General features: G+C 63.9%; 16 protein-coding genes. 10 read left to right on the top strand and 6 right to left on the bottom strand.

What is annotated here, in order from left to right; genetic code table 11:
- Positions 1-50 precede the first annotated feature (50 nt).
- From RAD04_RS02815 to RAD04_RS02800, 4 genes are all read left to right on the top strand, one after another.
- Positions 51-953, top strand: a complete 903-nt coding sequence (locus tag RAD04_RS02815; RefSeq protein ID WP_461622701.1) for an SMP-30/gluconolactonase/LRE family protein — start codon at positions 51-53, stop codon at positions 951-953.
- Positions 954-998: 45 nt separating this feature from the next.
- Complete coding sequence (locus tag RAD04_RS02810; RefSeq protein ID WP_461622540.1) at positions 999-1,838, top strand: aldo/keto reductase; 840 nt, start codon at positions 999-1,001, stop codon at positions 1,836-1,838.
- Between the two features lie 186 nt (positions 1,839-2,024).
- Positions 2,025-2,966: a DMT family transporter gene (locus tag RAD04_RS02805; RefSeq protein WP_461622700.1), complete on the top strand. Its 942-nt coding sequence runs from the start codon at positions 2,025-2,027 to the stop codon at positions 2,964-2,966.
- Positions 2,967-3,026: 60 nt separating this feature from the next.
- Positions 3,027-4,106 carry a zinc-binding dehydrogenase gene (locus tag RAD04_RS02800; RefSeq protein ID WP_461622539.1) on the top strand — a complete coding sequence of 360 codons (1,080 nt, stop codon included), beginning with the start codon at positions 3,027-3,029 and terminating at the stop codon, positions 4,104-4,106.
- A gap of 157 nt (positions 4,107-4,263) precedes the next feature.
- On the opposite strand, the gene ppk2 is transcribed toward RAD04_RS02800, so the two are convergent.
- Both ppk2 and RAD04_RS02790 read right to left on the bottom strand, forming a co-directional pair.
- The gene (gene ppk2, locus RAD04_RS02795; RefSeq protein WP_179739524.1) at positions 4,264-5,184 is read right to left on the bottom strand and encodes a polyphosphate kinase 2; all 921 of its coding nucleotides are present in this window, start codon (positions 5,182-5,184) and stop codon (positions 4,264-4,266) included.
- Between the two features lie 96 nt (positions 5,185-5,280).
- Entirely contained in the window at positions 5,281-5,742 is a 462-nt protein-coding gene (locus RAD04_RS02790) for an Lrp/AsnC family transcriptional regulator (RefSeq protein WP_028144303.1), read from the bottom strand.
- 134 nt (positions 5,743-5,876) lie between these two features.
- Between RAD04_RS02790 and RAD04_RS02785 the strand changes: the two genes are divergently transcribed.
- Together RAD04_RS02785 and RAD04_RS02780 are read left to right on the top strand one after the other, a co-directional pair.
- Positions 5,877-8,240 carry a transketolase gene (locus tag RAD04_RS02785; RefSeq protein WP_461622538.1) on the top strand — a complete coding sequence of 788 codons (2,364 nt, stop codon included), beginning with the start codon at positions 5,877-5,879 and terminating at the stop codon, positions 8,238-8,240.
- 324 nt (positions 8,241-8,564) lie between these two features.
- On the top strand, positions 8,565-9,995 hold the full coding sequence (locus tag RAD04_RS02780; protein ID WP_461622537.1) for an aldehyde dehydrogenase family protein: 1,431 nt from the start codon (positions 8,565-8,567) through the stop codon (positions 9,993-9,995).
- Between the two features lie 202 nt (positions 9,996-10,197).
- On the opposite strand, the gene RAD04_RS02775 is transcribed toward RAD04_RS02780, so the two are convergent.
- On the bottom strand, positions 10,198-11,175 hold the full coding sequence (locus tag RAD04_RS02775) for an SMP-30/gluconolactonase/LRE family protein (protein WP_461622536.1): 978 nt from the start codon (positions 11,173-11,175) through the stop codon (positions 10,198-10,200).
- Between the two features lie 89 nt (positions 11,176-11,264).
- Here RAD04_RS02775 and RAD04_RS02770 point away from each other — a divergent pair, with 89 nt between their 5' ends.
- The 3 genes from RAD04_RS02770 to RAD04_RS02760 all read left to right on the top strand — a co-directional run bounded on the left by RAD04_RS02770 (position 11,265) and on the right by RAD04_RS02760 (position 12,874).
- The gene (locus RAD04_RS02770; protein WP_461622535.1) at positions 11,265-12,089 is read left to right on the top strand and encodes an NAD-dependent epimerase/dehydratase family protein; all 825 of its coding nucleotides are present in this window, start codon (positions 11,265-11,267) and stop codon (positions 12,087-12,089) included.
- Between the two features lie 36 nt (positions 12,090-12,125).
- On the top strand, positions 12,126-12,326 hold the full coding sequence (locus RAD04_RS02765; protein WP_461622534.1) for a hypothetical protein: 201 nt from the start codon (positions 12,126-12,128) through the stop codon (positions 12,324-12,326).
- 122 nt (positions 12,327-12,448) lie between these two features.
- The gene (locus RAD04_RS02760; protein ID WP_461622533.1) at positions 12,449-12,874 is read left to right on the top strand and encodes a hypothetical protein; all 426 of its coding nucleotides are present in this window, start codon (positions 12,449-12,451) and stop codon (positions 12,872-12,874) included.
- A 36-nt stretch (positions 12,875-12,910) separates the two neighbouring features.
- Here the strand turns inward: RAD04_RS02760 and RAD04_RS02755 are convergent, their stop codons facing one another.
- The 3 genes from RAD04_RS02755 to RAD04_RS02745 form a co-directional block, all read right to left on the bottom strand.
- The gene (locus tag RAD04_RS02755) at positions 12,911-13,468 is read right to left on the bottom strand and encodes a hypothetical protein (RefSeq protein WP_461622532.1); all 558 of its coding nucleotides are present in this window, start codon (positions 13,466-13,468) and stop codon (positions 12,911-12,913) included.
- Between the two features lie 34 nt (positions 13,469-13,502).
- Complete coding sequence (locus RAD04_RS02750) at positions 13,503-14,678, bottom strand: TAXI family TRAP transporter solute-binding subunit (RefSeq protein ID WP_461622531.1); 1,176 nt, start codon at positions 14,676-14,678, stop codon at positions 13,503-13,505.
- A 176-nt stretch (positions 14,679-14,854) separates the two neighbouring features.
- Positions 14,855-15,538: a GntR family transcriptional regulator gene (locus tag RAD04_RS02745; protein WP_461622530.1), complete on the bottom strand. Its 684-nt coding sequence runs from the start codon at positions 15,536-15,538 to the stop codon at positions 14,855-14,857.
- A 174-nt stretch (positions 15,539-15,712) separates the two neighbouring features.
- Here RAD04_RS02745 and RAD04_RS02740 point away from each other — a divergent pair, with 174 nt between their 5' ends.
- Positions 15,713-17,428 (top strand): IlvD/Edd family dehydratase, encoded by a 1,716-nt coding sequence (locus RAD04_RS02740; protein ID WP_461622529.1) that lies wholly within the window; start codon positions 15,713-15,715, stop codon positions 17,426-17,428.
- Positions 17,429-17,438: the final 10 nt, after the last annotated feature.

The raw sequence follows: 17,438 nt of genomic DNA, 5'->3' as shown, positions 1-17,438 counted from the left end.
TGTGCCCTATGCTGCCCGCTCCCCCCTCAACACGTCCAAAAACAACAATGATGTACCTGGAAACGCCGCCGCGCCTGATCGAGACGAAGATCTTCTCCACCATGCCCGAAAAGTTCCGCCGCAAGGGCGTGCGGACCGATTGGGCTGACGCCAACCGGCCGAATGTGCCGACCGACAGCTTCATCGAGGGGCCTTCCTTCGACAGGGACGGCAATCTCTACATCGTCGACATTCCCTTCGGCCGCATCTTCCGTATTGCGCCTGACGGTGAGTGGTCGCAGGTCGTCGAATATGAGGGTTGGCCGAATGGACTGAAGATCGCATCCGACGGCCGCATCCTGGTGGCCGACTACATGCACGGCATCATGGACCTCGATCCCAAGGCCGGTCGCATGAAGCCCGTCCTGACCGCGCGCAATTCGGAATCGTTTCGCGGCTGCAACGATCTGCATCTTGCTTCGAACGGCGACATCTATTTCACCGATCAGGGCCAGACCGGCCTGCACGACCCCAGCGGTCGCGTGTATCGCCTCGCATCGAATGGTCGGCTCGATTGCCTGATCGACACCGGCATCAGCCCGAATGGCCTGGTGCTCGATCCCACCGAAACCGTGCTGTTCGTCGCGATGACGCGCGACAACGCGGTGTGGCGGTTGCCGTTCATAAAGGACGGCCGCGTGTCCAAGGTCGGCCGCTTCTGCTCGCTGTTCGGCACCAGCGGTCCCGATGGCTTGACCATGGACGCCAAGGGCCGCCTGTTCGTCGGCCATGCCTCGCTCGGCCACGTCTTCGTGTTTGCGCCGAACGGCGAATTGCTTGCGCAAATCAAGTCGTGTGCGGGGCCGAATTGCACGAATTTGGCGATCGGTGGCGCCAACAAGGATCGTCTCTATATCACGGAGTCATCGACCGGCAGCGTGCTGGTTGCTGATATCAGCGGATTGAACTCCTGAGCCTTGTGGCGGTTGCCCGAGCGGAGGAGCGACAGCGGAGCAAACATGAACACAAACCCTTTCGGCAAAACCGGTGCCAACGTCTCCGTCATCGGGCAGGGCACCTGGTATCTCGACCATGGCGACCGCAAGCGCGCGGTCGCGGCGCTCCAGCGCGGGCTTGATCTCGGCATGACGCACATCGACACCGCCGAAATGTATGGCGATGCCGAGCTCGTCATTGCCGATGCGATCGCGGGTCGCCGTGATGAGGTGTTCCTCGTCTCCAAGGTCTTGCCGAACAACGCGTCGCGTAGCGGCACCATCACCGCCTGCGAGCGGTCCCTAAAGCGGCTGAAGACCGATCATCTCGATTGCTATCTCCTGCACTGGCGCGGTTCCTATCCGCTCGAAGACACCGTCGCCGCGTTCGAGGAACTGGTGAAATCAGGCAAGATCAAATCCTGGGGCGTTTCCAATTTCGACGCCGACGATCTCGACGAGATTCACGATGTCGCCGGCGAGGGTCGTATTGCCTGCAATCAGGTGCTTTATCATCTGAAGGAACGCGCGATCGAGCACGCGGTGATCCCCTGGTGCGAGCGGCATGGTGTCGCCGTGGTCGCCTATTCCCCGTTCGGTCATGACGATTTCCCTGATGCACGTAGCAAGGGCGGTGCCGTGCTGGCGCGCATCGCAGAGGCGCGTCGCGTGACGCCGCGTCAGGTCGCACTCAGCTTCCTCACCCGTGCGACTACGGTGTTCGCGATCCCGAAGGCCTCGTCTGCCGAACATGCCGGCGAGAATGCGGCCGCCGGTGATCTCGCGCTGACGAAAGACGAGATTTCGGCGCTCGATGCGGCGTTTCCGCGCGGGGCGAAGCCGCGCAGCCTACCCATGCTGTAATGCACAACGCCCATTATTAACGGAGCATTGACGCGCGCGGCGGCCCGCGCATATCGGCATCCTGTTTTCGGAAGTTGTGAACGCGGCGCATTTGTCGTTTTTTACAATCGTTCTCGATTCGCATTTTCCCGGGTTCCAACCGTGACACCGCCGCCCGCCGCAGCCGCAAGGCTCGACAGTATCCCCATGCCCGTGCCGGAGAAGAAGCAGAAGGCTCGCCGCGCGCCTGCGCGCGTCGACCATCCCTTCAAGGGCATTGCGCTGGTGCTGCTGTCGACGATCTTCCTCGGCTGCTCCGACACCACCGCGAAATACCTCTCGACCAGCCTGCCCTCGATCGAGATCACCTGGATCCGCTTCGTCACCTTCGCGCTGATGTTCACGCCGGTGATGCTGCCGGGCTCGCCGCTGCATGCGATGCGCACCGAGCGGCTCGGCCTGCAGCTGATGCGCGGTGCCGCGCTGCTCGGTTCCTCGCTGTTCTTCATCACCGGCCTAAGCTTCCTTCCCATCGCGGAAGCCTCCGCCACCGGCTTCGTCTCGCCGCTGTTCGTCACCGCGCTGTCGATCATATTCCTCAGCGAAAAGGTCGGTATGCGCCGCTGGATCGCGACCGGGATCGGCCTGACGGGTGTGCTGATCATCCTGCGGCCAGGCACCAGCGCGTTCCACGCCGCCGCGTTCTTCCCGATCATCTCGGCGTTCTGCTGGGCCGCCGCGCTGATCCTGACGCGGATGATGAGCGGGCGTGAAGCCGTGCTCACCACGATGGCGTATTCCGCGCTCACGGGCGTTGCGATCCTTTCCGTGATGGTGCCGTTCGTCTGGGTCACGCCGAGCTGGACCGCGATCGGGCTCGGCATCGTAATCGGCGTCGCCTCCACCGTCGGCCAGTGGATCATCGTGCTGGCCTATCGCTATGGCGATGCCTCGGTGCTTGCGCCGTTCTCCTACACGCAACTGCTCTGGGTCAGCATTTTGGGCTTCTTCATCTTCGGTGAAGTCCCTGATGTCTGGACGGTCGTCGGCGCAGCCTTCATTGTCGCCAGCGGTCTCTACATCGCCCATCGCGAGCGTATCCGCCGCGCTCAGCTGCTGGTGCTGGAAGAGCGTTCCCCGAACGCCTGACGCAAGATCACGCGTCCCGCTTCGTGCTATCAACGACTCCAACGACAGGGGAGGAGCCGGATGCGCGCTGCGATTTTCAGGAACGGTGAGATTGTCGTCGACCGGATGGCCGAGCCGAAGCCGGGCCCCGGCCAGGTGCTGGTCAAGACGCTCGCCTGCGGCATCTGCGGCTCCGACCTGCATGCGCGCCAGCACGCACCGCGGATGGTGGAGATGGCCAGGAAGACCGGTCGCACGCCGATGGATCTGTCGCGTGACGTCGTGTTCGGTCACGAATTCTGCTGCGAGATCGTCGATTACGGCCCCGGCACGGAACGCAAGCTCAAACTGGGGACGCATGTCTGCTCGCTGCCCGCGCTGGTGACGCCGGAAGGCATCAAGGGGATCGGCTATTCCAACGACTTCGTCGGCGGCTATGCGGAGCAGATGGTTTTGAGCGAGCCGCTCCTGCTCGAAGTGCCCAACGGCCTTGCGCCGGAACATGCGGCGTTGACCGAGCCGCTCGCAGTCGGCGTTCACGCCGTGGCAAAGGCCAATATCCGGGGCGGCGAGGTGCCGCTCGTCATCGGTTGCGGCCCTGTCGGGCTCGCAGTGATCGCGGCGCTGAAGATCAAGGGGCTGCACCCGATCGTCGCCGCCGACTATTCGCCGGCGCGCCGCGCGCTCGCGGCAAGGCTCGGCGCCGACATCGTCGTCGATCCCAGGGTGTCGCAGCCCTATGCGACCTGGGCCGAGCACGCGCAGATGTCGGATGCGGAGAAGGCCGCGCGGCCGCCGTTCCAGGCCATGCTGCCGGCGCTGAAGCCCGCGATCATCTTCGAATGCGTCGGCGTGCCCGGCCTGTTGCAGCAGGTTTTCGAAGGCGCGCCGCGCGACGCCAGGATCGTCGTGGTCGGCGTCTGCATGGAGACCGACAAGAGCGAGCCCATGCTCGGCATCATGAAGGAACTGAACGTCCAATACGTGCTCGGCTATACGCCGGAGGAGTTCGCCGCGTCACTTCGGCTGATCGCGGAAGGGCAGGTGGATGCGGCGGCGATGGTCACGGCCGAGGTCGGCATCGACGGCGTCGCCAAGGCGTTCGCCGATCTCGCCAATCCTGAAGTCCACACCAAGATCATCGTGCAGCCGTGGCGGTGACGTTGCTGCGTAGGGTGGGTTAGCCCTGCGACTGCGCGAAGCGCAGTTCGCGCGACGTAACCCACCACTTCTCTTGCGGCGGAGACAGAAGAGATGGGTTACGCCGAGCAGATGCGCTACGCGCATCAGCTCGTCTAACCCACCCTACGAGAACTTCTCAATACTTCTCCGGCACGTACATCTCCGGCGGAACCGGGCCACGCTGATAGTCGGGGTGGCGGACGCGCGGCGGCAGCATCACCGGCGCGCGAGCGACCTCCTGATACGGGATCTGGCTGAGGAGATGCGCGATGCAGTTGAGCCGCGCGCGCTTCTTGTCGACGGCATCGACGATCCACCACGGCGAGTCCGGCAGGTGCGTGTGTTCGAGCATCGTCTCCTTGGCCTTGGTGTATGCCTCCCAGCGGCTGCGCGCCTCGACGTCCATCGGGCTCAGCTTCCACTGCTTGAGCGGATCCTTGATGCGCATGGTGAAGCGGAACTGCTGCTCGTCGTCGGTGATCGAGAACCAGTATTTGACCAGGATGATGCCGGAGCGGATCAGCATGCGCTCGAACTCGGGCACCGTCTTGAAGAATTCCTGGTACTCCTCCTCCGAGCAGAAGCCCATCACGCGCTCGACGCCGGCGCGGTTGTACCAGCTGCGGTCGAACAGCACGATCTCGCCGCCGGCCGGCAGGTGCGACACGTAGCGCTGGAAGTACCATTGCGTGCGCTCGCGCTCGCTCGGGGCGGGAAGCGCCGCGACGCGGCAGATGCGCGGATTGAGGCGCTGGGTAATGCGCTTGATGACGCCGCCCTTGCCGGCGGAGTCGCGGCCCTCGAACAGCACGACAACCTTCTTGCGCTCGCTTTGCACCCAGTCCTGCAGCTTGACCAGTTCGCCCTGGAGCCGCAGCAGCTCCCGGAAATAGAGCTTGCGATCGACCGTCGGACCCGGAGTGTCGGTTTCGTCCAGGAGCTCGTCGAGCCTCGTGTCATCGAGCTCCATCTCCAACTCCTCGTCGAGGTCGTCGGCCATCTCCTGAATGATGCGCTCGCGCTTGGCGGTTTGGAAGGTGCGGTCGGATGCGGTCATGGGCTTCTTCTCTCGGCTAGGGTGCCAGTGTTACCAACGACCATCGGCGGGGTTTGTTGCGTCCATGTGACAGCCGCTCTGTCACGCTGAGGCAGGTCACACCGGCAGCGCGATCGAATATTTCACCTGGCTCAGTGCAAAGCTGGACTCGATCGAGGCGATGCCGTCGAGCCGGGTCAGCTTGGTCTTGAGAAACGTCTCGTAGGAGGCGAGGTCGGCCGCAACCACGCGAAGCAGATAGTCGCGGTTGCCGGTCATCAGATAGCATTCCAGCACCTCGTCCCATTTCGAGATCGCGCGCGCGAAGCGGTTGAGATCCTCCTCCTTCTGCCGCGCCAGCTTGATCGAGATGAAGACGCTGACATGCAGGCCGAGCGCCTTCTGGTCCACGGTCGCAACGTAGCGGCTGATGACGCCGCGCTCCTCCAGCAGCTTGACCCGGCGATGGCAGGGCGAGACCGAGAGCCCGACCTTGTCGGCGAGTTCCTGCATGGTCAGCCGGCTGTCGGCCTGAAGCAGCGCGAGGATTTTGCGGTCGATGGCGTCGAGCTCTGGCATTGGGACGAAACCTGTATATTCGGGGTAATCATTAGTATGGTATCCCAATATCGGGCGGTATTGCGCGAAAAATTGAGAAGTTTGGCGCCTCCCACGGGCGTATCATCGCGCCACCTGTTCCCGGGAGCATTGCCATGCCCGTCGATACCGCTCGCCTCGACACCTTGACCGCGCTTAGCCGCAAGGCGCTGTGGCTGTCGTCCTGGACCATCCACCACGCCAACCACATCCGCCCCAACGCCGACGGCCTCAAGGTCGGGGGACATCAGGCCTCGTCCGCCTCGCTCGCCACCATCATGTCGGCGCTGTATTTCCACGTGCTGCGCCCCGAGGATCGCGTCGCGGTGAAGCCGCATGCCAGCCCGGTGTTCCACGCCATCCAGTATCTGTTCGGCCGGCAGAGCCGCGAAAAGCTGGAGAACTTTCGCGGCTTCAAGGGCGCGCAGTCCTATCCCTCGCGCACCAAGGACGTCGACGACGTCGATTTCTCCACCGGCTCGGTCGGCCTCGGCGTCGCGCAGACGCTGTTCGCCTCGCTGGTGCAGGATTACGTCAAGGCCCATGGCTGGATGAAGGATCGCCGCGAAGGGCGGATGATTGCGCTGGTCGGCGATGCCGAGATGGACGAGGGCAACATCTGGGAGGCGCTTGCCGAAGGGTGGAAGCACGGCCTGCGCAACACCTGGTGGGTGGTCGACTATAACCGCCAGTCGCTCGATGCCGTCGTGCGCGAAGGGCTCTGGGAAAAATTCGAGACCATGTTCCGCAATTTCGGTTGGGACGTCGTCATCGTGAAATACGGCCGCCTGATGCGCGAGGCCTTCGCCGAGCCCGGCGGCGAGGCGCTTAAAGCTTGGATCGACAATTGCCCGAACGCGCTTTACGCCGCGCTCTGCTTCCAGGGCGGCGCCGCGTTCCGCAAACATCTGCACGACGAGATCGGCGACCAGGGGCCGATCACGAAACTCATCGACAGGCGCAGCGACGAGGAATTGCTGGCACTGATGTCGAACCTCGGCGGCCACGACATGGCGAGCATGCTGGAGGCGTTCGAATCCATCGATCACAATCGTCCGGTCTGCTTCATCGCCTACACCATCAAGGGCGTCGGCCTGCCGTTCCAGGGCCACAAGGATAATCACGCCGGCCTGATGACGGTCGCCCAAATGGAAAAATATCGCGACAGCCAGAACATCCGGCCCGGGCATGAATGGGAGAAGTACGAAGGCCTCGCGCAATCCGCTGCCGAGCTCGATGCGTTCCTCGCGCGCGTGCCGTTCAACCAGGACGGCCGCCGGCTGACCGCGCCCGTCGTCGAGGTGCCCCAGCAGCTCGCGTTCAAGCCGTCACCGCAGATGTCGACCCAGCAGGGCTTTGGCCTCGTGCTGAACGAGATCGCCCGCGGCGACAGCGAACTGGCCAAGCGCATCGTCACCACCTCACCCGACGTCACGGTCTCGACCAATCTCGGCCCCTGGGTGAACCGGCGCGGCCTGTTCGCGCGCGCCGAAAAGGCGGATTTATTCCGCAGCGAGAAAATTCCCTCCACCTTCAATTGGGACTTTTCGCCCAAGGGCCAGCATCTCGAGCTTGGAATCGCCGAGATGAACCTGTTCATCATGCTCTCGGCGCTCGGGCTGTCGCACCAGATCAACGGCGAGCGGCTGCTGCCCGTCGGCACGCTGTACGATCCCTTCATCGAGCGCGGGCTCGATGCGCTGAACTACGCCTGCTACCAGGACGCGCGCTTCATGGTGGCGGCGACGCCGTCAGGCATCACGCTCGCGCCCGAGGGCGGCGCGCACCAGTCGATCGCGACGCCCCTGATCGGCATGGCACAGGACGGGCTCGCCTCGTTCGAGCCGGCTTTCGTCGACGAGCTCGCCGTGATCATGGCGTTCGGTTTTGAGCACATGCAGCGCGAAGCGGGCGAGGGCGGCTCGGTGTACTTGCGGCTCTCGACGCGCAGTATCGAGCAGGCCCAGCGGATCATGACACCGGAGCTGCAGCAGGGCATCACCGACGGCGCCTATTGGCTGCGCAAGCCGGGCCCGAATGCCGAAGTCGTAATCGCCTATACCGGTGCGGTGGCACCTGAGGCGATCGAGGCGACCGGCTTCATCGGCGAGAGCCGGCGCGACATCGGCCTGCTTGCGATCACCTCGGCGGACCGCCTCCATGCGGGCTGGACCGCCGCACGGAAATTGCGGCGGGATCGCCGCGGCGTGCAGCATCTCAGCCACATCGAAAAACTGCTGGCGCCGCTGCCGCGCGACTGCGGCATCGTGACCGTGATCGACGGCCATCCGTCAGCACTCGGCTGGCTCGGCAGCGTCCGCGGCCACCGCGTCGAGGCGCTCGGCGTCGAGCAGTTCGGCCAGACCGGCACGATCGCGGACCTTTATCGGCACTACGGCATCGACGCCAACGCCATCATCGATGCGGCCGAAAGCCTCACCACCGGCGCGCCGGTGCTGCATCGGAAGATGGCGGTGTAGTCGAGGTAACCGGTCGCATGGGCCCCGGCTCTGCAACGCACCGCTGCTCTGGACGATGCTTCGCATCGCCAGGATAGCGCTGCGCTGCGTTCGGGGCACGAGCCTGGTTGGACTCACTCCAAATCGTGTCCCGGACACGGCGCGACACGAAATGTCGCGACGCAGAGCCGGGACCCAGGCCGCTTGCCTCGCTTCAAATCGCGTCCCATATTCCGCGCGTCCGCCGCAACGCTGGCCCCGCATATGGCGGGTTCAATTGCCGGCGCTTTCGTGCAAGGATGCCTGCCGAAACGCCCCCACCATGCCCCCAAGAAGAGGTTAACGATGGTCAATCGCATGCAATTCTACATCGACGGCGCCTGGGTCGATCCCGCCGTCAAGAAGTCCACCGCCGTGGTCAATCCCGCGACGGAAGAGGCGATGTACGAGGTTGCGCTGGGCTCCAAGGCCGACGTGGACAAGGCGGTTGCCGCCGCCAAGCGCGCCTTCGCAACCTTCTCCCAGACCAGCCGTGATGAGCGCGTCGCGCTGCTCACCAAGGTCATCGAGGTCTACAAGGGCCGTCTCAAGGAGATCGGCGCCGCCGTCTCCGACGAGATGGGCGCCCCGCTGCCGATGGCGGAGAAGCTCCAGGCCGGCGCCGGCCTCGGCCATCTCATGACCACGCTCGACGTGCTCAAGAACTATCATTTCGAGGAGCCGGTCGGCACCGCCATGGTGCTGCGCGAGCCGATCGGCGTGGTCGGCATGATCACGCCCTGGAACTGGCCGCTCAACCAGATCGCCTGCAAGGTCGCGCCCGCGCTCGCCGCCGGCTGCACCATGATCCTGAAGCCCAGTGAGTTCACCCCGACCTCGGCGCTGATCTTTGCGCAAATCCTCCATGATGCCGGCGTGCCCAAGGGCGTGTTCAACCTCGTCAACGGCCTCGGCCCCGAGGTCGGCGCCGCCATGAGCGAGCACCCCGACATCGACATGATCTCCTTCACCGGCTCGACCCGCGCCGGCATCGATGTGGCGAAGCGCGCTGCCCCCACCGTGAAGCGCGTCAGCCAGGAGCTCGGCGGCAAGTCCCCGAACGTCATCCTCGAAGGCGCCGACCTCACGAAGGCGGTGACCGGCGGCGTGATGCACATGTTCAACAACTCCGGCCAGTCCTGCAACGCGCCCTCACGCATGATCGTGCCGCTGTCCAAGATGAAGGACGTCGCCGCGATCGCGAAGGCGGTCGCCGACAAGACCAAAGCCGGTGATCCCCGCGCCGAAGGCACCACCATCGGCCCCGTCGTCAACCGCGGCCAGTGGGACAAGATCCAGGGCCTGATCAAGAAGGGCATCGACGAGGGCGCAACGCTCGTCGCCGGCGGCCCGGGCCTGCCCGAAGGCGTCAACAAGGGCTTCTATGTCCGTCCGACCATCTTCGCCGACGTCACGCCCGACATGACGATCGCCCGCGAGGAGATCTTCGGACCGGTGCTGACCATCATCGGCGCCAAGGACGAAGCCGAGGCGGTGCAGATCGCCAACGACACGCCGTATGGCCTCGCCGGCTATGTCACGGGTGCCTCGGTCGAGGACGCCAAGCGCGTCGGCCGCCAGATCCGCGCCGGCAACGTCAACCTTCAGGGCGTGCCAAACGACCGCACCGCGCCGTTCGGCGGCTACAAGCAGTCGGGCAACGGCCGCGAGTGGGGCAAGTACGGCCTCGAGGATTTCCTCGAAGTGAAGGCCGTCGCCGGCTTCAACGCGGCGTAAGTTTTTTTGCGCGTGAACGAACGACGCCGGAGCGGGCAACCGCTCCGGCGTTTTTGTTTTGGGCGGCGTGTCGCGACAAGGCGAGGTGCCGTAGAGTGGGCAAAGCGAAGCGTGCCCACGTCTTCGCGCCCGCGACGGCGCGGTGGTGGGCACGTCGCTTACGCTCCTTTGCCCACCCTACGAGACCGTCATTTGTGAGCGCCTATCCCCCCAACGCGCCCTGCGTGTTCACATACAGCGCGTAGATCGACTGGCTCGCCGCCATGAACAGGCGGTTGCGCTTGACGCCGCCGAAGCAGAGATTGGCGCAGCGCTCGGGCAGCGCGATGCGGCCGATCATGACGCCGTCGGGCGCGAACACCACCACGCCGTCGAGCTCGGGATCGCCCATGCCCCAGCCGCACCAGAGATTGCCGTCGATGTCGCAGCGCATGCCGTCCGGCGTGCCAGGACCTGCATCGATGTGGACGCGCTTGTTGGAAATCTCGGTGCCGTCAGCCGAAACGTCATAGGCGAGGATTTTTCGGTTTGGCACGCCGCGGGATTCCACGACATAGAGGATCTTCTCATCCGGCGAGAAGCACAGCCCGTTCGGCCCGAGCACCCCCTCGGCGACAATGGTCGCCTTGCGCGTCTCGGGATCGAGCCGGTAGACATTCGGCTCGATCTCGGGCTCGGCCTTGTAGCCCTCGTAATTGCCGAGCAGGCCGAAGGTCGGATCGGTGAACCAGATCGAGCCGTCCGATTTAACAACGACATCGTTCGGCGAGTTCAACCGCTTGCCGTTGAATTGATCCATCAGCACGGTGATGCTGCCGTCATATTCGGTGCGCACCACCCGCCGGCCGCCATGCTCGCAGGTGACGAGCCGTCCCTGCCGGTCGCGCGTGTTACCGTTGGCGAAATTGGAGGGCTTGCGGAACACGGAGACCGCGCCGGTCTCTTCCTCCCATTTGACGATGCGCTGGTTCGGGATGTCGCTGCACAGGAGATAGCGCCCGTCGCCGAACCACACCGGACCCTCGGCCCAGCGCAGGCCGGTCGCCAGCCGTTCCACCGCCGACAGTTTCAGCCAGTATTTTTCGAAGCGGGGATCGAGTGCACGAATGGCCGGGTCGGGGTAATACGTCGCAGGCCGCCAGCCTGGCCGCTCCTGGGTGTGGGACGATGCCTCATTCATGTCGGTTCTCTCGTTTCGTTCCCTCTGGACAATCCTGCTATCATTAGAGACATGTGACCGCAAATCGGTCACCACAGGCGAGGGAAGACATGCCGCGTATTTTGATGACGGGAGCTTCGGGCGGAATCGGCACGAGTCTGCGAAGACTGCTGCCGCCGATCTATTCGGATCTCCTGCTGTCCGACATCAAGCCGCCCGCCGATCTCGGCGCGAACGAGAAGTTCAAGGCAGCGGACCTCGCCGATCTCGCGCAGTGCGAGGCGATCTGCGAGGGCGTCGACGGCATCATTCATTTCGGCGGCTATTCGGTCGAAGGCAGCTGGGATCAGATCCTCCAGGCCAACATCATCGGTGGCTATAATCTGTTCGAGGCGGCCTACCGCAAGGGCGTCAAGCGCGTGGTGTTCGCCTCGTCGAACCACGCCGTCGGGTTCTATCCGCGACACCACAAGATCGGCACCGACGTCACCCCGCGTCCCGACGGGCGCTACGGCGTCAGCAAGGTGTTCGGCGAGGCCGTCGGCGCGCTCTACGCCGACAAGCACGGGATGAAGGTGACGTGCCTGCGCATCGGCAATTTCGGCGACATGCCGCTCGATCAGCGCCGGCTCTCGATCTGGCTCAAGCCCGACGACCTCGTGCAGCTCTGCCGCATCGGGCTCGAGCATCCCGACATCCATTTCGAAATCTTCTACGGTGCATCCCTCAACGAGCGCGCCTGGTGGGACAACAGCCGCGCCTACGAACTCGGCTATCGCCCCACCGGCCGCTCAGAGGATCACGTCGCGCACGCGTTGGCCGAGCAGGCCAAGCTGAAGCCGGATCCGGTCGGGGATTATTTCCAGGGCGGCACGTTCTGCAGCATGGAGTTCGATGGCGACACCAGCCGTATCATTGACTGGAAGAAGCGGTAGGGAAGCCGTGGCCGCGCAGCGCAAGTCATTCGGTACATGAAGGACTTGAATGACGCACTTGCGCTGCCGCAGGAACGATTTTTCTTCGTCCGAGAGGATACTGGTGTCCTGTATTTGACTGTTGGAGGCGTCAAGACAGATCGAGAAATGGGGTGGTTCGATCAGGCCGTCCTTTTCTGTCCATTTTGCGGGGCGGAGCTTCAAACGCGCGACGAGATCAAGTCGGCGACGACCTAGCGCTTCGGGCCGCTGGACAAGCCCGGGCATGACGACCCGTTGATCTAGATCAACCTTGCGCTCGTCGCTTGGCTCTCGATCCGTACGATCCTGGTCGATTGTCGGCAGCGAGAACCACGAGAATGAAAATCAAATTGTCAGTCGTCGCGACGCACGCGGCGATCGTGCAAGGACTCTTCTCAGGACCGGCGCTAGCCGTACCCCTCACCGAGGCCGAGGCGGCATTCCTCGACCAGCTTGTCACCGCATCAGTGGTGCTCGAACAGCGATGCGACGGTTACGAGGTCGATGGCAGCGGCAGCGTTCAGCTCGGCGCCCGGCTGCTCGGCAGTCCCGACGTCGCGATGGCCATGATCGACGCCTATGCCGCGGCCATCAAGGCCCGCGACGGCGAGAGCTACGATCCCCGCAAATTCCGTCCCGAAGTGTCCGACGCGGCCCGCAAAACGTTCAGGCGGGTCCGAACGGACCTGATCCAAAACCCGAAAAGGGCCTGCGCCGATTATGGCGAGACCAGCGTGGAGCGTGGCCTGCTGAGGCGGTACTGACATCGTCAGTGACGTGATCGCATGACCTGTCGTACGTCATTTGGCAACGCGCTCTTCCTGTTTCTTGGTCACGTGCCAGAGAACCACATGGTAGTGCGGCACATCCACGCCGGGGTGACCTGGGTTGAAGTAGAAGCTGACGTGGTCAACTGGTCCTGCTGACCCCGCCCCCTCCAACGTTTTGTGATCGTCGATGTCCTTGTTCGGGACCATGTAGACGGTCGCGACCAGACGGTCCCTGCGATCGAAGGTCAGGAACGGCCCCAGCGGCAAGGTGTCGGGCTTGACGAATATGATGCCGAGGCCCGGAAAGAACTTCGGAAAGTTCACGAGATCGCTGACCCGCTGGTATCCGTTTTTTTCCGCGACCTCCCGCTGGTTTGGCGGTGGACGAACGACTTTGTGCTTTCTATGTGCCTTCTTTCGGTGAGGAGCTGTCCTGGTTTTTTCGACCTCGTCGGCCGGTGGCGCTGTGCCCGGGAGCAGCTGCGGCGCTTGTGGCCAGAAGGGAGCAAATTGGGCGGCGGGGCGCCTCACATCGGCGATCAAGGCGAGCAACGCAACAAGGGCTGCGCCCACCACGGTTTTGCGCATCGATACCTCCCGAGGTTTGTTTGCCCAAGTCTGCTCACTTGGCCGGATTGCGTTCTCTCCAGCGCAGGAAATCCCGAAACAGTTCTTCGCGATCAGGTAGATCGGCAGTTGGCTTTCCCTCGATGAACCGGCCGAACGCCTTGCGAAGCGCGGCTTCCCCTCCCGATTGCTGCTGGAGCCAGCGCTCTGCTGGTCGGAATCGTCGCCATCCGGGGAGTTGTGCGGCCAGGTTTACTTCGCGCCACTTAGGATGATGGGCGTCGCCGAGAAATTCGGGAAAGCGCGTGAACAATGTCTGGACGAAGAACTCCAGCAACCGAAATCGCTCGTTGCCGCTCGGCCAGTTGTAGGCGAAGAGGGCGGATTTGATCGCGATCGTGTCAACGCTCGCTTCGGCGGCGATCAGATTCGGGTAATCCTTGTGGCGGAACGTCGATGGCAGATAATCTTGTTGCAGCAGCTCCTTGAAGTAGGGGATCGGCAGGAGGTGAATACCATCGAGTTGCGAGACCTGCGTCAGGAAGCTGAGCGGTTTTCCTGAGACCAGCAGAGCGGCGGAGAGATCTCCCTTCCTCAGACCATCCAGCGCGGCCTCCGGTCCCAGGTTCGACTCCATGATCTCGACGCCCAGACGGTTCAACACTTCGCGGCCGAGAATGGCGCCGGCACTGCCGTCGTCCCCGAGATTGACCCTCTTTCCCGAAAGCTCCGTCAGGCTTCCGATTTCCGCCCGTGCGAGAAGATGGAATTCTTCGATATGGAGCGGGGCAATGTAGGTCAGCCTGTCAGAAATATCCCCGAAGGTCCTTGTCTCCCGGAGCCGGTCGACGAGGACGACGGGCGAAATCGCCACGTCGGCACCTGCGAGGGTGAGCACATCAAGGACGTTGCGGGCACCACCGTCTCCCACGATGGGCAGGACCCGCAATGCGACCTGGCCATGAGGACCGGTCTCCTGGCCGCCGGCGAGCGTGGTCGCAATGTCCTGAGCGATCGCGAATTCAGTGCATTGCGGCGAACCGGTTACAAATCCCACCGTATACGGGTCCGCAGGTCGTCCCGCTTCCTTCTTGGGGGTGCCTTCCTTTCTCGGAGACACCTTCGTGGATTCGCCCGGAGAAACCGACGGCCGCTTTTGCGCGTAAGAATCCTGGACCTGTCCGCCGAGCCAGGCCGCCGCAATCAATGCGATGAACAAACCGGTCCGCATCGCTCCGCAGACCCTCATTGTTCAACCTGCTCGGTCAGTCCTCCCTTGGGCGTGACATACTGCGAGAAACTGCCGCCCGCGGCGTCCGAACCAAGACCGAGCCTTATGCTCGGCCTTCCAACGCGCCCGGGGCACCGGCGTTCCGTGATGGATGCCTGCAGCAGAAAGTTTGCCGACTAGCGCCTGGCCTCGTCCGCAATCCGCGCCAGATAGTCCTTCTTGCTGAACTGCATATGATCCACACACAGCTGCGCCAGCGCCCAGCTGTCGCGCCCCCTCAACAGCTCGATCATCATCTCATGCTGCCGCCGCGATTGCGCGAGCCCTTCGCGGTCGGCGAGATTCTTGGCGCGCATCGGCAGCGTCAGGTTCATGTAGTCCTGGAGGGAGCGGACCAGATAGGGATTGCCGCAGGCCGAAAACAGCGCGAGGTGGAAAGCGTCGTTGGCTTCGTGGATGCCGCGCAGATCCTGCGCATCGGCTCTCGCGCAATATTGCCGTTGCAGCGCGGAGAGCTCGTCGATCAGCGATCGCGGCGCGGGCAGGGGGATCATCAACGCGGCCTGCCGGGTCAGCATCTCCCGGACCTCGTAGATCTGCCGGACCTCCTCGGCCGAGTAGAACCGCACGGTGGCGCCGACGTTCTTCTCGCGGCGGACGATGCCGCGCCGCTCTGCATCCACCAAGGCCTGCCGCACGAAGTGGCGCGAGGTGCCGTAGCGCGACATCAGCGCGTCCTCGGTGAGGCGCCCGCCGGGCGGCAGGCGGCCAAAGATGATGTCCTCCTCCAGCCGCGCGACAATGTCGTCCGGATCGTCGTGCCGGACCGGCATGCTGTCTGCGGTGCGAATGTCGGACATGCCCTCGGCCTCCCGGCGTCTGGCCGGCTCGCCCTGTGGAGCAGGGAAGGGACGGATTGTCAATAATTTGTGCCGAAGAGGGTGCCTGCCGGCCGAAAATGCGACAATATGGACCAAGCTTATTGACAATCGAGGTTCAGGCTGTACCACAATGGCAAGTGAAGGAGTGGCATGATGACGAGTGGTTTGCGCAAGGGTCTGACGAGCTATGGCGATGCCGGCTTCTCGCTGTTCCTGCGCAAGGCGTTCATCAAGGCCATGGGCTATTCCGACGACGCGCTGGAGCGTCCGATCGTCGGCATCACCAACACCTATAGCGACTACAATCCCTGCCACGGCAACGTCCCGCAGATCATCGAGGCCGCCAAGCGCGGCGTGATGCTGTCGGGCGCGATGCCGTTCGTGTTCCCGACCATCTCGATCGCCGAGAGCTTTGCGCATCCGACCTCGATGTATCTGCGCAATCTGATGGCGATGGACACCGAGGAGATGATCCGGGCCCAGCCGATGGATTCGGTGATCGTGATCGGCGGCTGCGACAAGACCCTTCCCGCGCAGGTGATGGCCGCGATCAGCGCCGACCTGCCGACCGTGGTCATTCCGGTCGGTCCGATGGTGGTCGGCCATCACAAGGGCGAGGTGCTGGGCGCCTGCACCGATTGCCGCCGTCTCTGGGGCAAGTATCGCGCCGGTGAAATCGACGATGTCGAAATCGAAGCAGTGAACGGCCGCCTCGCGCCGTCGGTCGGCACCTGCATGGTGATGGGCACGGCGTCCACCATGGCCTGCATGATCGAAGCCATGGGCCTGTCGCTGCCGATGAGCGCGACGATTCCCGCGCCGCATGCCGAGCGTTTCCGTTTGGCGGAAGCGAGCGGCAGGGTTGCCGCCGAAATGGCCAAGACCAAGGGACCGAAGCCGAGCGAGCTTTTGACGCCGGCATCTTTCAAGAACGCGCAGGTCGTGCTCCAGGCGATCGGCGGCTCCACCAACGGCCTGATCCATCTGACCGCGATGGCGCATCGCTCGCCGCATCGGCTCGATCTCGACGTGTTCGACCAGATTGGCCGCGAGGTGCCGGTGCTGGTCGACCTCAAGCCGTCGGGCGAGCACTATATGGAGCATTTCCATCACGCCGGCGGCGTGCCGAAGCTGCTGGCGCAGCTCGGCGACCTCGTCGATCTTGATGCCAAGACGATCTCGGGCCAGACGCTGCGCGACGTCGTCGCCGATGCGGAGGACGTGCCGGGCCAGGATGCGATCCGTCCGCGCGACAATCCGATCAAGGCGGAAGGCGGCCTCGCCGTCCTGCACGGCAATCTCGCGCCGCGCGGCGCAGTGATCAAGCAATCGGCCGCGAGCCCGAAGCTGTTGAAGCATACCGGGCGGGCCGTCGTGTTCGAATCCGTCGAGGACATGACCTTGCGGGTCGACGATCCCGATCTCGACGTGACCGCCGACGACGTGCTGGTGCTGCGCAATGCCGGCCCCAAGGGTGCGCCGGGCATGCCGGAGGCGGGCTACCTGCCGATCCCGAAGAAGCTGGCGCGCGGCGGCATCAAGGACATGGTGCGCATTTCGGATGCGCGCATGAGCGGCACCGCGTTCGGCACCATCGTGCTGCACATCACCCCGGAATCCGCGGTGGGCGGGCCGCTGGCGCTGGTGAACAACGGCGACATGATCAGCCTGGATGTGGCCAAGCGCAGCATCGAGCTGCTGGTCGATGCGGCCGAGCTGGAGCGCCGGCGCACTGCATTGAAGACGGCCGCCGCGCCCGATGAAGCGCGGCGCGGCTATGCCTGGCTGTTCAACGAAACCATCATGCAGGCCGACGAGGGCTGCGACTTCGATTTCATGCAGAGGACTGGGAAGACCGAGACAAGCTGACCGAACGACG

The sequence above is a fragment of the Bradyrhizobium sp. 25ACV genome (assembly GCF_054863005.1).
Note: the sequence above shows the minus strand (reverse complement) of the source record. Positions and strands in the feature narration are given on the sequence as shown.

Excerpts from the sequence above, each read along its gene's own strand:
- RAD04_RS02815 (WP_461622701.1), top strand. The coding sequence starts at position 51 with ATGTACCTGGAAACGCCGCCGCGCCTGATCGAGACGAAGATCTTCTCC.
- RAD04_RS02810 (WP_461622540.1), top strand. The coding sequence starts at position 999 with ATGAACACAAACCCTTTCGGCAAAACCGGTGCCAACGTCTCCGTCATC.
- RAD04_RS02805 (WP_461622700.1), top strand. The coding sequence starts at position 2,025 with ATGCCCGTGCCGGAGAAGAAGCAGAAGGCTCGCCGCGCGCCTGCGCGC.
- RAD04_RS02800 (WP_461622539.1), top strand. The coding sequence starts at position 3,027 with ATGCGCGCTGCGATTTTCAGGAACGGTGAGATTGTCGTCGACCGGATG.
- ppk2 (WP_179739524.1), bottom strand. The coding sequence starts at position 5,184 with ATGACCGCATCCGACCGCACCTTCCAAACCGCCAAGCGCGAGCGCATC.
- RAD04_RS02790 (WP_028144303.1), bottom strand. The coding sequence starts at position 5,742 with ATGCCAGAGCTCGACGCCATCGACCGCAAAATCCTCGCGCTGCTTCAG.
- RAD04_RS02785 (WP_461622538.1), top strand. The coding sequence starts at position 5,877 with ATGCCCGTCGATACCGCTCGCCTCGACACCTTGACCGCGCTTAGCCGC.
- RAD04_RS02780 (WP_461622537.1), top strand. The coding sequence starts at position 8,565 with ATGGTCAATCGCATGCAATTCTACATCGACGGCGCCTGGGTCGATCCC.
- RAD04_RS02775 (WP_461622536.1), bottom strand. The coding sequence starts at position 11,175 with ATGAATGAGGCATCGTCCCACACCCAGGAGCGGCCAGGCTGGCGGCCT.
- RAD04_RS02770 (WP_461622535.1), top strand. The coding sequence starts at position 11,265 with ATGCCGCGTATTTTGATGACGGGAGCTTCGGGCGGAATCGGCACGAGT.
- RAD04_RS02765 (WP_461622534.1), top strand. The coding sequence starts at position 12,126 with ATGAAGGACTTGAATGACGCACTTGCGCTGCCGCAGGAACGATTTTTC.
- RAD04_RS02760 (WP_461622533.1), top strand. The coding sequence starts at position 12,449 with ATGAAAATCAAATTGTCAGTCGTCGCGACGCACGCGGCGATCGTGCAA.
- RAD04_RS02755 (WP_461622532.1), bottom strand. The coding sequence starts at position 13,468 with ATGCGCAAAACCGTGGTGGGCGCAGCCCTTGTTGCGTTGCTCGCCTTG.
- RAD04_RS02750 (WP_461622531.1), bottom strand. The coding sequence starts at position 14,678 with ATGCGGACCGGTTTGTTCATCGCATTGATTGCGGCGGCCTGGCTCGGC.
- RAD04_RS02745 (WP_461622530.1), bottom strand. The coding sequence starts at position 15,538 with ATGTCCGACATTCGCACCGCAGACAGCATGCCGGTCCGGCACGACGAT.
- RAD04_RS02740 (WP_461622529.1), top strand. The coding sequence starts at position 15,713 with ATGACGAGTGGTTTGCGCAAGGGTCTGACGAGCTATGGCGATGCCGGC.